Origin of the sequence: Legionella londiniensis, from assembly GCF_001467825.1 — a bacterium.
Taxonomy (GTDB): domain Bacteria; phylum Pseudomonadota; class Gammaproteobacteria; order Legionellales; family Legionellaceae; genus Legionella_A; species Legionella_A londiniensis.
The window spans coordinates 154,896-170,142 of sequence record NZ_LNYK01000016.1; the positions used below are offsets into that span (position 1 = coordinate 154,896).

Here is a 15,247-nt window from a genome sequence, read left to right on the forward strand (position 1 = left end):
TCATATAAATGCTTTATTCCCAATGAGATTGCTTTGCTCCATTAGGGAAAAGATTGTTTCTATGTCATATTGCCCGCTCTCATCCATATTTCCATCACCTAACGAGAAAACCAAAACCTGCTTTGTTTTGCTGTCTAGCACAATATAAGGGCGATTTTTTCTTGCTTGTTCTGCAAAGAAAGCATTTGCTTTTTCCTTGTCAGGAAAAAATAGCGTAGCTTCATCGTCTTCAATTTCAAGGTTCTTATTAGGATAAGTGCCTGTCAATTCCTGAATGTAATCTTTATAATCATCAACCATATCTTCAAGTGCTTCACTATCCACAAAAACAGCCACAGGCAATTGTTCTTCCAGCGGATCTTTTAACCTGCGCATTCGCCAAAATATAAAATCATGCTGCAGTTCCTTTTTGGGCCCTTTATATTTCCATAAATTAATGGCAGGATGGTTTTTGTTTTCCATGATAAACTGACGTATTTTTTCATTCATCAATGCTGGTTTGAAATTCCCTTTCAGCCATTCTCGTTTTTGTTTTTTCTCCTCATTCAGTAATCTAGTCAGTTTTTCAGAGTATTCTCTGATGATGTGTAAATTTCCTGATTCAACATAGAATGCCTGGAAGTCTTTTTGATGGGTCAGAGGCATGTTGAAAAATGATTCATTCTCATCCATAAATTGCTCTGTTTCTCTTATAGTTGGGGTAGTCAAATCTTTCTCCAGTGATTGGTTTTACTGTTTTTTGATTGCTTGTTATTTATTAAAATTTTCTCTAATCCGAGTCTTTCTTTTTCTTAGCTTTAGCAATTGCAATAGCAATAGCTCGCCCTTCTTCATAACCTTCTTTCAGTAATTTATTGGCGATTTCAATTGCTTTATTTCGAGTAGCTGCATCGAGATTTTTCATGGAATCAGGGTAATCTGATTTAGTCCAGGGCATACTATTCTCCTTACAGGGCTTATGCGTGAAAAAACTCTTGACTTCTACGTTCTGCGGTTTATCCGCGAAATCCAGTGATTCTGAATCAAATGCTGGATCCCACGAACAAGTCGCGGGGCGTAGAAATAGGAGTCAGGTTGACCTCAGCTAATTCAAGTTTGATTTTCATGCGTAGGCCCTGATTCTCCTTAATCATATTTTTGTGTTGACATGGAATATGTATGTTATAGCATGGCTATTTCTTCTACAATTGTTCGCTCTTCTTAGGTTAAGGTAGATAATATGAGTAAAAACAAAATGGATAAAGTGATTAAATCAGCGATTAAAACCGCTCTTGGCTTAACCGCCGCCGGTGTTCTGGCGACAGCACCTGAAGCCATTGCCCATGGCGAAATCAAAGGCAAGGAAAAATGTTATGGGATTGCCAAGGCTGGCATGAATGATTGTGGTACTGCAACGACCTCCTGTGCGGCTACTTCCAAAATAGACGGGCAGGGTGATGCCTGGATTTACCTGCCTGAAGGCACCTGCAAAAAAATTGTCGGCGGTTCACTTGAACCCAGGAATAAAGATTGATGTACGCCAACATTAAAAGCAACTTGAATTGGATATTCTAGTGTCAGTTTAAAGCTCTAAAGCGCAGCACCACGCTGGAGAATTTTAAAAATAAAAGCTTCTTTGCCTGCTCAAATATTCGGATGACGTAGGGATATAATTCTTAGGCGCAGTTGTTTTTCTGTTTCAATTAGCGCAAAAAAAACCACTCCAATAGCTATGACTAAAGCACCATCAAAGAAAGGAATCGCTTCAGTCGAAAAAATATGTTGCATAAAGGGCAGGTAGGTAATCGAGAATTGCGCTATCGTAATGACAATAATGCTTATCCATACAACTCTTGTGCCTTTTACAGCATGCCAGGTTAAAGAAGTTCCGTAAATATTGCGGATATAAAATAAATGAAAAATTTCCAGTACCACCAGTGTATTTAAGGCAATCGTTCTTGAAAGCTCAAGGGAATATCCTTTATCCAAGACATAATAATAAATGCCAAACACCCCACAAACAAAAAGAAAAGATACAAGGACAATGTGCCAGGCCAGTGCACCGGTTAATATTGGTTCATTGCGGGGTCTGGGCGGCCGATGCATGGTATTGTCTTCAGTTGGTTCAAACGCGAGGGACAGGCCAAGGGTTACTGTTGTGATTAAATTGATCCACAGTATCTGGATAGGCGTTACAGGAAGGCTCAAGCCTAACAGCAAAGCAAGAATAATGGTCATTGCCTCGCCAGCATTTGTGGGCAAAGTCCAGCTGATTACTTTTTTTAGATTATCATATACAGTACGGCCTTCCTGGACTGCTGCGGCAATTGAGGCAAAGTTATCATCGGTTAGGATTAATTCAGCAGCTTCTTTGGAGACTTCATTGCCTTTTTGCCCCATGGCAATGCCCACATCGGCTCTTTTAAGGGCCAATGCATCATTGACTCCGTCGCCAGTCATGGCAACAACCATCCCATGAGATTGCAAAGCCATGACGAGCCTTAACTTATGCTCAGGACTGGTGCGGGCAAAAATATCATTTTCTAAAACCGCGTTTGCAAGTTCCATATCATTCATTGCATCAATCTCAAAGCCTTTGAGTATCTTATCCGGATGTTCCAATCCTATTTGCCGGCCAATAGCTTCTGCGGTTACAGCATGATCACCTGTGATCATTTTCACGTGAATCCCGGCATCAATACATTGGCCTACGGCAATAATAGCTTCTTCCCTGGGCGGGTCTATCATTCCGGTCATCCCTAACAGCACCAGGCCTTCTTGAACGTCTTGCATCTGAAGAACGGTTTTATCTGCTGGTATGGATTTCATGGCAAAAGCAAGCACTCTCTGACCTTTTTTGGCAGTTTCTTCAACTTTTTGGAGCCAATAAGCCTGATTGACCGCTTCCTGATCTCCTCTATCGGATTGTTGATTTTGACATAAAGTTAATAATTGCTCTGGAGCTCCTTTAACAAAAATATAAGCATGGCCCTGATGGTTATGATGTAAAGTTGCCATAAAACGATGTCTGGCATCAAAGGGAATGATATCCGTACTGGCCCAGGTTTGGCGTATTTCGTTGATTGGAATACCTGCTTTTTCTGCAAGCACCAGCAATGAGGCTTCCATAGGATCACCTTCTATTTGCCAACTTCCTTGCCGATGGTATAAAGTCGCAGCGTTACAAAGGACTGAACATTGTATAAGTCTCAAAAGCGAAGGATGTTTATTTGGATTAATGATTTCGCCATGGAGTTTAATGGAGCCAACAGGCAAGTAGCCGGAGCCTTCAACTTCATAGAAATGATTTGCAGTTAATGCACTAACCACGGTCATTTCATTGCGAGTGAGCGTTCCTGTTTTATCAGTGCAGATAACTGAAACTGAGCCAATTGTTTCAATTGCTGGCAGGCGCCGAATAATGGCATGCCTGCGCGCCATAGCCTGCACACCTACCGCGAGTGTAATGGATAAAACTGCGGGGAGTCCTTCAGGAATCGCGGCAACAGACAAACCAACCACTATCATGAATAACTCGCTAAAATTGTAATGCTGAACAAAATAACCGAAAATCAATAATAAGGCGGCAACCATTAAAATCAGTATTGTGAGCCATTTTGCAAAAATATCCATTTGCCTCACTAAGGGTGTTTTTAATAACTCAACTTTTGCCAAGAGGCCACTGATTTTGCCAATTTCGCTATACAGGCCGGTTGCAACAACTACCCCCGCTCCAGTGCCTCTCGTCACAAGAGTGCCGCTGTAAGCCATGGAAGAGCGTTCCCCAAGAACGGCATCCTGTGCTACGGGTTTGGTATCTTTCTCGACAGAAACTGATTCGCCTGTGATGACTGACTCATCGATATTCAAACCATGGGCTTTGATAAGACGTATATCGGCCGGAACCTTATCGCCTGCTTCCAGCAGTACTATATCTCCTGGCACAAGTTCTTTTGCAGGAATTCTTTGGCGCTCGCCCCCGCGTAAAACATCAGCCATAGGGGACAACATATGACGAATGGCATCCAGGGCTTTTTCTGCTTTTCCTTCCTGGATAAATCCAATAAAAGCATTCACAATAACCACAAGAAGTATTACCACAGTATCTACCCAATGTCGTAATAGGGCGGTTGTGACGGCAGCGATCAGAAGCACATAAATTAAAAGATGATTAAAATGTCTTAAAAAACGCACAAGAATCGTTTCTTTAGCAGCGGCAGGAATTTGATTGAAACCAAAAATCGCCTGCCTGTCGCGCACTTCATTGGCATTTAGCCCCTTGGCGCCTGTCCCAAGAGTAATTAAGGCTTTTTCTGCGGGTTCCGCATGCCAGTTTTTACTCATTTCCCTAAGACTCCTAACTTCCATTTGTTTTCCCTAAGCCAGTTATGTCATTTGCTTTTCAGAGAAAATGACTCATAACATTCTATTATGACCAGTAAATGAGTTTTATAAATAGCTATATTGAAGCTTTTGCCAAGGACAATTTTAATCCTAATAATAAAGTTCATAAAGCAAGATTTGCTAGAATCCAACAAAATCAAGCGCTTCAAGCCATTCATTTTCTTGATGAGTTTCTTGCTATTGAGGAAGGCAAGGAATTGGAGACTACCCGTATCGGTTATTGGCCGCTCAACAAAAAACATTGTTCTTGGCGAACAAAGGCGTATTTAGTAATCGTACCGGCAAATTGTTAACGCGGTTAAAAAATAGAACAGACAATGTTTCAGGTTTGCAAATTGATTTAACCAAATAGTCCTGCTAATTTTAAAAAACGCCCAATAAATAAAGCTTGTTATGGACAGAAAGGTCAGGATTGCCATTATCGGAGCAGGGACTGCTGGATTATCCGCATATAAGGAAGCCCAAAAATATACGGATGATATTTTAGTTATTGATGGGGGACCATTAGGTTCCACCTGTGCACGAATTGGATGCATGCCTTCTAAATTATTAATCCAGGCAGCGAATAACTATCACCAACGGCTTCATTTTGCCGAACAGGGGATAAAAGGGGCTCAATATCTTAAGACAAATTTACCTGAAGTCCTAAACTATGTTCGGAAAATGCGCGATAAATTTACCTCCGGTGTTGTGGAATTCACTCAATCTTTGGGTGAATCGTTTCTGTATGGCAATGCAAAGTTTATTTCCCCAAACGCCCTTCAAGTTGGAGATCAGATCATCCACGCCGAGAGCATTATCATTGCCTGCGGTTCAAAAAGCATCATCCCCGATGAGTGGCTTAAATTTCAAGAAGATATATTAACCAGTGAAACTATCTTTGAACAGGATTCATTGGGCCATGAGATAGGTCTTATTGGTGCGGGTAGCATTGGTTTGGAATTTGGCCAGGCGCTCTCTCGTTTGGGGATTAATATTTCTGCGTTTACCGCTACCGGCCACATTGGGGGAATAAGCGATCCTGAAGTCAATCAAGCAGCGCTTAATATTTTTCAGCAGGAATTTCCCATTTATCTCAATGAGAAAGCTTCATTAAAAAAGAAAAACGGTCAATTGTATATTCATGCATCAAGTGACATTCCAGTCAATCAAGTCATTGTCGCTATGGGGCGTAAACCAAATTTAGCCAATTTAGGCCTACAAGAACTTGGTATTGAACTGGATGAAAAAGGAATTCCGAAATTTGATTCAACCACCATGCAAATTCAGGATTCCCCTCTTTTTCTTGCAGGAGATGTGAATCATGCGAGGCCATTATTGCATGAAGCAGCGGATGAAGGGCGAATTGCTGCTTATAATGCAATAAATAAAAATCAGTGTTTTAAAAGGCGAACGCCTCTTCGTATTTTGTTTACCGAACCTAATATAGTGGTTGTTGGAAAAGCATATAAAGAATTAGAAGAAGGATCCTTTATTGCTGCTGGAATTGACTTTTCAAATCAAGGCCGAGCCAAGATTTTGCAGCAAAACCACGGTTTATTGCGAGTATATGGGGCGAAAAAAAATGGTGAACTCCTTGGCGCTGAAATGGTAGCCCCCGGCGGTGAGCACCTGGGGCATTTACTGGCTTGGGCTATCGAGCAAAAAATGACGGTATTTGATATGCTAAAAATGCCTTTTTATCACCCTGTACTGGAAGAAGGGATGAGAACAGCGTTAAGAAAGCTCAGCAAACAAGTGGAAGAGAAATCCAGTGATTTTGACTTGGCGATGTGTGATAGTGAGGCAATTCATTCATTGTCATAAATGGCTAAAAACTTACGGAATACAGCAAATAATGATTCACTATCGGGGGCAAAAAATGGACTTAAATATCAAACATGATGAAAAAAATCAGAGATTCTATGCTACGAAAAATGATGAAGAGAGTGAGTTAAAATATAAAAAAATTGACGATACGACTTTAGATTATTTTACAACCTTTGTACCGGAAGGCTTAAGACACCAGGGAATCGCTGCAGAAATCACCAAGCATGCATTAGAATATGCAAAGGAAAACGGTTATAAAATCGTACCGACCTGTCCATTTGTTAAGAACTTTATTGATGAGCACCCAAAATATCAGAATTTGGTTAAAAAAAAATCAGAAAAAAGTTCGGATGAATCCTCCTTGAAACGATATTGGCCTTTGCTTTCTTTAATTATTGTCTCTTTCCTTGCAGCACTGAGCATTAACTGGCAAGTTGGCGGGGACATGCGCGTATGGATGCATTACTTTATGGGTATTTTTCTGGTGATTTTCAGTACATTAAAACTATTCCATCCTGTAGGCTTTGCTGATGGTTTTGAGATGTATGATATTATCGCCAGGCGTTCACGCCTTTATGCTTATTGCTATCCGTTAATCGAATTGTTTCTGGGGCTTGCGTACCTATCGTTCTTTTTACCGATACTGACTTATTTATTGACCATCGTTTTATTAAGTATTGGGGCAGTGGGGGTGGTTAATGCATTGCAAAAAGGTCTGGATATAAAATGCCCATGTATGGGCACGGTTTTAGATGTGCCTTTATCAACCGTGACGCTTACGGAAGACATTGCCATGGCAATAATGGCTTTTATATTGTTGATAAAGAGTTTATTTACCGCATAATCGATATTGTTGTTGCTCAGCATAGGGATTATTAATTAACAGAGCAACAGCAGTTGTTCGAACGGGTTCATTTCTGTATGATGTCTTGCCTTTTAGGATTATTATGATTCAATTGGCACAATTTATTAATAGTTATGTCAGGTTCAGGTGATTTTGAAATTCACATTAGATGACATATAAAGTGTTTTTATATAGAATCCAGGCATTTTTATAATGCTTTCTTTTTTTACCAAAGAGCCTCATTGAGAAGATAAATGCCTGGTCAAAATAATCAATCTATTGTTCAAAACTCCCCTATACCTTCTTATCATCAGATTTATGAAATGTTGAATATGATCCCTTGGGAACCAGATAATACCGAGGAAGCTCTTGCTGTTCGGAGTCAATGGATACAATCGATTTCTGAGCAAAACCAGCCATTGGGCACTATTCAAAGTGGCAGTAACAATGTTGAAGAGTTAAATGGATCATTGCTTTCTTTGCCAGAAAATAACGATGAATATTTATTCGATTTTGTACTGAATTCCAGCGGTGTCTCCTCTCCACTGAATTTCCCTCCCGATTTCCTGCAACCAGGAGGATCGTTTTCGTCACATCATGACGCTAATACTACACTCCAGCATCAGGTTGAAATGATGCAGCAAATGCTATCTTACCAGCAGGCGATTATTACCCAGCAAGCCGAGCGAATTCAATGGCTGCAGCTGCAGCTCCAAATTCAAAATATTCCTCAGCAGATCCAGCTTCCTGAAACATCTTCAGAAAATATCACTAATCCAGATGATAGTGGGGAAACAAAAATCACTCACGGGAGTAAACCAAAAGCGCACGGTAAGCGCAGTATTGAGGTTAGAGCGGCAGAAGCTGGAGCAAGATTGGCTCGTTTGAGGATGGGGCACTCTAAACCTGAAGAATCGAGCGAAGAAATCACTCAAAGGCTGCAAAAAAGAAGCTTTGACCAAAAATATATAAGATTATATATAAAAGCCTATAAAACTGTTTACATGAGGCATAAAACAGAAGATGCATCCTTAAAACGAAAGCGGCAGCCTGAAGACATACCAGGCGCTAAAAAACAAAGAAATGATTGGAATAATTCCTCTGAGGCCAGTTTTATCTCCGGACCGAGCACTTTTTTTGCAAATTCTAAACGTACTGCGAATTTCAGTGCCTCAGAAAATGAGGTGAGTTGCTCTGACGATTCAACGAATTTCAGTTCTGTATCGAAAAGCTAGAATATTAAATGGAGCCGAAAATCGTTATAAAAACCGTAGGTAAGTCATTTTTGATACGTAATGTTGTTTTGAATGACGTGGGGAGTTTTTTTACTATCAATGTCGTGAGTTTCGTGTGATACCTGAATAACTTAAAGCAATCCTCAGGATTTGTATGAATGCTCCCTAAAAAGGCGCTGATTTCGCCTACCCTGTAACCAACCAGAGGAAGCTATCATGTCTTTCTCTTGGAACACCGGGGTAAATTTCCCTAGTCGATTCATCAAATAATGACTGTTGCCTGGATCGAGTAAACATGTAACTATTCTGCTAATTAACCTAAAGAGTTATGTTCGCATTCATGAAAAACGAAAACTTATCCGCTGAAGATACTCTAAAAACAATTCAAGCATTACGCGATCGCATCAGAAAATATGATTATCATTATTATGTGCTGGATGAACCGCTCGTACCGGATGCAGAGTATGATCGCTGCTTTAAGGCTTTGCAGGAATTGGAAAAAAAGTTCCCGCAGTTTAAATCGCCCAATTCTCCAACCCAGCGCGTGGGGGCGACTCCGGCTTCTTCCTTAGAACCTATTGCCCATCAAAAACCAATGCTTTCTCTGGCTAACGTGTTTTCAGAAGAAGAATTGCGGGCATTTATGAAACGTTTGGCGGATAAACTTGAATGCCAGATTGATGATTTACAGTTTGCCTGTGAGCCAAAGCTTGACGGGCTTGCGGTCAATCTTACTTATGCAAACGGCCTTCTGCAGTCCGCGGCAACGCGCGGCGATGGTATGGTTGGGGAAAATATTACCAATAATATAAAAACCATTCCTGCAGTGCCTTTAAAACTGTTGCTTGATGACGTACCTTCATTAATAGAAGTCCGCGGGGAAGTCTATATGCCCAAAGCGGGTTTTGAGGCATTTAATGAGCAGGCAAGGCTGCGTGGAGAAAAAACATTTGCCAATCCCCGCAATGCGGCAGCAGGAAGCTTAAGGCAATTAAATCCGCAAATAACAGCAAGCAGGCCTCTATCTATTTATTGCTATGGCATAGGAGCCTGTGACGGATATAGGCTTCCTTCCACCCACCTTGAGCAGTTGAAATTATTGCAGAAGATGGGCTTTCGCATATCCGACGAGTCAAGGCTTGCTGTAGGGATGAAAGGTTGCATGGATTATTATTTCAGCATATTAGAGAAACGGAATGATTTGCCTTATGAAATTGATGGCGTGGTTTATAAAATTAATTCCATCAGTGAACAGGAAAAATTAGGGTATGTTTCACGCGCGCCCCGGTTTGCCTGCGCGCACAAATTTCCTGCAAGTGAAGAAATGACGCAATTACTTGAGGTTGATTTCCAGGTTGGGAGAACTGGCGCATTGACCCCTGTTGCGCGTCTTCAGCCCGTCAGTGTAGGCGGCGTTACCGTCAGTAATGCAACTCTGCATAATATGGATGAAATTGAACGAAAAGATATACGAATAGGCGATTATGTGGTTGTTCGTCGCGCAGGGGATGTGATTCCCGAGGTTGTGTCGGTTGTTTTGGAAAAGCGTCCCAAGCAAACAAAAAAAATTCAATTGCCCGCACACTGCCCTGTTTGCGGAGCAGATGTTGTACGTGAAGAAGGGGAAGCAGTGGCTCGCTGTACAGGGGGGTTATTCTGCAAAGCACAGCTAAAGCGGATGGTCTGGCATTTTGCATCCCGCAAGGCCATGGACATTGAAGGTTTAGGAGAAATACTGATTGAACAGCTGGTAGATAAAGAACTGATAAAAGATGTGGCAGACGTGTACGCTTTAAGCGAGGAAGAACTTGCGGGCTTGCCGCGCATGGGCAAAAAATCAGCGCAAAATTTAATTGAGGCATTGAATAAAAGCAAGAAAACAACATTTCAGCGCTTTTTGTATGCTTTAGGAATACGGGAAATTGGCGAAGCAAGCGCTCATATTCTCGCGACTCATTTTGAAAGCCTTAACGATCTAAAAAAAGCAACGACAGAGAAACTGACTGAATTAAAGGACATCGGCCCTATTGCCGCAAACCACATTGTCCATTTTTTTCGCGAGCCGCATAATCTTGTTGTAATTGATAAATTAATCGCCCGCGGCGTTGTATGGGAACACGATAAAACTCCCCAAAAAGCCGATAAGAGCCATCCGTTTTATGGTAAAACCATTGTGTTAACCGGGAGTTTAGCCAGCATGAGCCGAGAAGAAGCCAAAACAAAACTCCTGGCCATTGGCGCAAAGGTCACAGGCTCTGTTTCTGCGAAAACAGATTATGTCATCGCAGGATTCGATCCTGGTTCAAAGTATGATAAGGCTGAAAAACTGGGCGTGCCGATTTTAAATGAAGCATCATTTATAGATATGTTATCAGGCTGAATAAAACTGTTTTGGCGCACGGCCGGGCTACTTATTTAACTGGATGGGCCAGGGCTAATCACTGTAAGGATGCATCCGTTGTTGCAAACAATCATGCCGAGAATATTGTTGCTGTTATTGCTCTGCCTCAAAGCGGGTGTGGCGTCTGCCGGGTGGGTATTCAATAATCCCTATCCCCAAAGCGAAGCGGATGAAAATATTTATTATTCATCCTTTAACGAACAACCCAAAACCTTGGATCCTGCGAAATCCTATTCCAGCAATGAATATCAGTTTATCGGCCAAATCTATGAACCTCTTTTGCAGTATGATTACCTGACTCGTCCCTATAAACTCATTCCATTGACAACCGCTGCCATGCCTGAGGTTCATTATTACGATGAAAAAGGCCATGAATTAGCCGCTTCAGAAAATACAGATGTGGCAACCAGCGTGTATACCATTCATCTCAAACCGGGTATTTATTATCAGCCGCATCCTGCATTTGCAAAAAATAAAAAGGGAGAGTTTTATTATCATAACCTAACGGCCGATTACCTGGACGAACATGATATCAATCAATTAAGCGATTTTAAGCAGCAAGGTACGCGGGAGTTGATTGCTGATGATTATATTTACCAAATTAAACGGCTTGCGGATCCTGCCGTAAATTCACCGATATACGGTTTAATGAGCACATATATTTTGGGATTTAAGGAGTTTGGCAAAAAGCTTCCTTCAAGCGTCGATCGCGCATTTGTAGATTTAAGGCGTTACCCCTTGGCTGGCGTGCAAAAGATCAATGATTATACCTTTAAAATTATTGTTAAGGGAAAATACCCACAATTCATTTTTTGGCTTGCCATGCCTTTCTTTGCCCCTGTGCCCTGGGAGGCAGATTTATTTTATGCCCAACCGGGAATGGAAGACAGGAACATCAGTTTAGGCTGGTATCCAATCGGCACAGGGCCTTTCATGTTGACAGAAAACAATCCCAATAGCCGCATGGTTCTTGAAAAAAATCCGAAATACCATGCAGAATATTTTCCATCGCAGGGAACTGGCCTTGATATAAAAAAAGGGTATCTGCATCACCCGGATGCGCGCTTGCCCCTGATTGAAAAAGCAGTCTTTACCCTGGAAAAAGAAGCCATACCCCGATGGAATAAATTTTTGCAAGGCTATTATGATTTGTCAGGGGTAGCCGCAGACAGTTTTGACCAGGCCATCCAGATTACACAATCCGGGAATACGACCTTGACTCCTGCCATGAAAGCAAAAGGGATGCGTTTGACTCAAATGACTGATCCAAGTATTTTTTATCTTGGATTTAATATGTTAGATCCTGTTGTTGGCGGCCAGTCTGAACGCGCAAGGAAACTCAGGCTTGCTATTTCTATTGCCGTTAATTATGAAGAAAATATTGCAATTTTCTTCAATGGCCGTGGTATTCCGGCACAAGGTCCGATTCCTCCAGGCATTTTTGGCTACAGGGAAGGCAAAAAAGGCATTAATCCCTATGTTTACCGCTGGAAGGGAGAACCGGTTCGGCGACCTATCAGCGATGCCTTACAGCTGATGCGTGAAGCGGGATATCCAAATGGCTTGGATCCAAACACTAATCGGCCTCTCATTCTTCATTATGATGTGCCGGCCAGCAGCGGTCCCGATGCTAAAGCGCAATTGAACTGGATGCGTAAACAGTTTGCCCGTATTGGCATTTCCTTAAATATCCGCTCGACCCAATATAACCGTTTCCAGGAAAAAATGCGAAGCGGAAACGCCCAGATTTTCAGCTGGGGATGGAACGCAGATTATCCGGATCCTGAGAATTTTTTATTTTTATTGTACGGTCCTAATGAAAAAGTGGCTTATGGAGGTGAAAACGCAGCAAATTATCATAATCCCTTATATGATCAATTATTTGAAAAAATGAGATATCTCCCCAATGATGAAGAAAGGCAAAAAATAATTGACGAGATGGTGGCAATTCTTCGCCATGATGCGCCATGGGTTTGGGGAATCAACAGCCAAAGCCTTGTCTTAAGCCAGCAATGGGTAGCCCCGTTTAAAACCAATACCATTTCACAAAATACCCTAAAATATATGGCGATCAACGTATCCTTACGGAACTATTTGCGGACCTTGTGGAATCAGCCGGTGTTGTGGCCTGTTCTATTGTTCATACTTTTGTTGTTATTATTATTGCTTCCGTTTGCTTTTGCTTATGTTCAAAAACAAAAAAAGCGTGCCGAGAGAATCCCGCTATGAGTGCTTATTTATTACGCAGGCTTTTTTATGCTGTTCCAGTACTTCTTGGAATTAACATTTTAACGTTTTCTTTATTTTTTGTTGTCAATTCTCCTGATGATATGGCAAGAATGCATCTTGGCCAAAAGCATGTCAGCGAGGATGCAATTGAATATTGGAAAATGCAGCGAGGGTATGATTTGCCCTTGTTTTACAACGGTAAAGAGCAGGGGATTCTTCAATTTACGCAAACCCTTTTTTATAAAAAGTCGTTTCTATTATTCACCTTTAATTTTGGGAGCTCTGACGCCGGTCGCGATATCAGCCAGGATATTTACCAGCGCATGTGGCCAAGCCTTGCAATTGCCCTGCCGGTTTTACTGTTAGGCTTGTTTGCCAACATTGCCACAGCAATGACCATGGCTTTTTTCCGGGGGACTTATCTTGATTTAACAGGCATGATTTTTTGTATTATTTTAATGTCCATATCCGCTATGTTTTATATCATTGGCGGCCAGTACCTGTTTGGTAAAATCTTACGCCTGGTTCCCATATCAGGTTATGATGATGGGTTGAACAGCTTTAAGTTCATTATATTGCCCGTGATTGTCGGTATTATCGGCGGGTTAGGCGCAGGAAGCAGGTGGTACCGAACCCTGTTTCTTGAAGAAATCAGCAAAGATTATGTAAAAACCGCGCGCGCCAAGGGTTTATCTGAAATCAGGGTATTGTTTCGCCATGTGTTAAAAAATGCAATGCTGCCAATCCTTACAGGGGTTGTGGTTATTATTCCTTCATTGTTTATGGGGAGTTTGGTTCTTGAATCATTTTTTGGCATACCGGGGTTAGGAAGTTATGTGATTGATGCAATCCAGCAACAGGATTTTGCTATTGTCCGTGCCATGGTATTTTTAGGGTCAATTTTGTATATCCTGGGCCTCATGCTCACAGATATTTCCTACACTTTGGTTGACCCGCGCGTGAGGCTCAAATGACTTTTGAATTGCTATGGACTGATCAATGTTTTTTAATTGTCCTGGCATTCAGTTTTGCGGCTATAGGAATTAGCTTGCGCAAAAAACATACCAGATATGCTTTTTTCCAGCTTTTCAAGAAACCTATTGCGGCAAGCGCTTCCATCATTTTATTGTTTTTTTTACTGATAGGCATATTAGATTCTATACATTATAAAACAGCAAACGAATATCAGCCGCAATCGATTCTTGACAGGATTCTTGCGCCTTTAAATACCCATCATGAAAAAACTTATTCCGCCCCATTGGCCCTTACGCTTTATACCACTGAAACCATACTGGCTGACGGGCAGGCAAGGCAAGTGTATCCGCGCCTCACTTATCCCTCAAAACAGTTTAAAACCACAAAGGATGTCAAATTTTGGCTCGAGAAAGTTTTCATTAAAAGCATTTTTTTTAGTCTTATGATGATTTTGTTTATTAGCCTCTGCGCGCTCATTGTTAAAAAATTTATCCTGAAAACCAGGTTGATTAAGCTCCATGCTGCCGGCATCAGCGCTTTACTGACTTTGTTTGTGGTATTGACAATCACTGTTGCAAGCTATTGGATATCGCGGGAATTACATGTATTAGGCACTGGGGAAATTGGCCAGGATATATTTTATTATTCTATAAAAAGCATACGCACGGGCTTGGTTATTGGCACTTTAACAACCTTATTTATGATGCCCCTTGCCCTCATTCTCGGAACAGCAGCAGGATATTTTGGCGGCTTTGTAGATGATGTTATTCAATATATATACACAACTTTAAGCTCAATTCCTGGCGTATTGTTGATAACGGCGTCTATTCTTGCGATGCAAACATATATCACCAATCATCCGGATAAATTTACAAGCCTTGCCCAAAGTGCGGATGCGAGATTGCTGGCATTATGCTTTATTCTTGGAGTAACAAGCTGGACAAGTCTTTGCCGTTTACTGCGTGCTGAAACATTAAAATTGCGGGAAGTTGATTTCGTAATGGCGGCGAGAGCGTTGGGCAGCAGCTCATTTAAAATTTTAAGAAAACATATTTTGCCAAACGTCATGCATATTGTTTTGATTACTCTGGTTCTCGATTTCAGCTTCCTGGTTCTGGCTGAGGCAGTTTTATCTTATGTGGGCGTTGGAGTTTCCCCGTTGACCATCAGCTGGGGCAATATGATTAATGCTGCAAGACTTGAACTTGCACGGGAGCCTATTGTTTGGTGGCCAATGTTAGCCGCATTTGTATTGATGTTTATTCTGGTATTGGCCAGCAACGTATTTGCTGACGCAGTACGGGATGTGTTTGATCCTCGCCAAGCAAAGTTGATATGAAAACAGGGCTTGCTCTCTGCCTATCGGTTCGG

The 15,247-nt window shown here is 41.5% G+C and carries 12 protein-coding genes; 9 read left to right on the forward strand and 3 right to left on the reverse strand.

The window, feature by feature from the left end:
- Positions 1–708 (reverse strand): hypothetical protein, encoded by a 708-nt coding sequence (locus Llon_RS06580; protein ID WP_131754641.1) that lies wholly within the window; start codon positions 706–708, stop codon positions 1–3.
- A 61-nt stretch (positions 709–769) separates the two neighbouring features.
- On the reverse strand, positions 770–937 hold the full coding sequence (locus tag Llon_RS11395; protein WP_115336860.1) for a DUF2188 domain-containing protein: 168 nt from the start codon (positions 935–937) through the stop codon (positions 770–772).
- A 282-nt stretch (positions 938–1,219) separates the two neighbouring features.
- Here Llon_RS11395 and Llon_RS06585 point away from each other — a divergent pair, with 282 nt between their 5' ends.
- The gene (locus tag Llon_RS06585) at positions 1,220–1,513 is read left to right on the forward strand and encodes a BufA1 family periplasmic bufferin-type metallophore (protein WP_237758281.1); all 294 of its coding nucleotides are present in this window, start codon (positions 1,220–1,222) and stop codon (positions 1,511–1,513) included.
- A gap of 110 nt (positions 1,514–1,623) precedes the next feature.
- On the opposite strand, the gene Llon_RS06590 is transcribed toward Llon_RS06585, so the two are convergent.
- A complete protein-coding gene (locus Llon_RS06590) occupies positions 1,624–4,347 on the reverse strand; it encodes a cation-transporting P-type ATPase (RefSeq protein WP_058529273.1) in 2,724 nt (907 codons plus the stop codon).
- Positions 4,348–4,421: 74 nt separating this feature from the next.
- On the opposite strand from Llon_RS06590, the gene Llon_RS06595 reads away from it, so the two are divergent.
- From Llon_RS06595 to Llon_RS06630, 8 genes are all read left to right on the forward strand, one after another.
- Positions 4,422–4,676 (forward strand): hypothetical protein, encoded by a 255-nt coding sequence (locus Llon_RS06595; RefSeq protein ID WP_058529274.1) that lies wholly within the window; start codon positions 4,422–4,424, stop codon positions 4,674–4,676.
- Between the two features lie 100 nt (positions 4,677–4,776).
- On the forward strand, positions 4,777–6,189 hold the full coding sequence (locus Llon_RS06600; protein ID WP_058529275.1) for a dihydrolipoyl dehydrogenase: 1,413 nt from the start codon (positions 4,777–4,779) through the stop codon (positions 6,187–6,189).
- 55 nt (positions 6,190–6,244) lie between these two features.
- The gene (locus Llon_RS06605) at positions 6,245–7,036 is read left to right on the forward strand and encodes a GNAT family N-acetyltransferase (RefSeq protein ID WP_058529479.1); all 792 of its coding nucleotides are present in this window, start codon (positions 6,245–6,247) and stop codon (positions 7,034–7,036) included.
- A 254-nt stretch (positions 7,037–7,290) separates the two neighbouring features.
- Complete coding sequence (locus tag Llon_RS06610; protein ID WP_058529276.1) at positions 7,291–8,271, forward strand: hypothetical protein; 981 nt, start codon at positions 7,291–7,293, stop codon at positions 8,269–8,271.
- Positions 8,272–8,611: 340 nt separating this feature from the next.
- Positions 8,612–10,651, forward strand: a complete 2,040-nt coding sequence (gene ligA, locus Llon_RS06615) for an NAD-dependent DNA ligase LigA (protein WP_058529277.1) — start codon at positions 8,612–8,614, stop codon at positions 10,649–10,651.
- Positions 10,652–10,744: 93 nt separating this feature from the next.
- A complete protein-coding gene (locus tag Llon_RS06620; RefSeq protein WP_058529480.1) occupies positions 10,745–12,901 on the forward strand; it encodes an ABC transporter substrate-binding protein in 2,157 nt (718 codons plus the stop codon).
- Positions 12,898–13,875 carry an ABC transporter permease gene (locus Llon_RS06625; RefSeq protein ID WP_058529278.1) on the forward strand — a complete coding sequence of 326 codons (978 nt, stop codon included), beginning with the start codon at positions 12,898–12,900 and terminating at the stop codon, positions 13,873–13,875. Before Llon_RS06620 ends, Llon_RS06625 begins: the two co-directional genes overlap by 4 nt.
- Entirely contained in the window at positions 13,872–15,215 is a 1,344-nt protein-coding gene (locus Llon_RS06630) for an ABC transporter permease (protein WP_058529279.1), read from the forward strand. Before Llon_RS06625 ends, Llon_RS06630 begins: the two co-directional genes overlap by 4 nt.
- Positions 15,216–15,247: the final 32 nt, after the last annotated feature.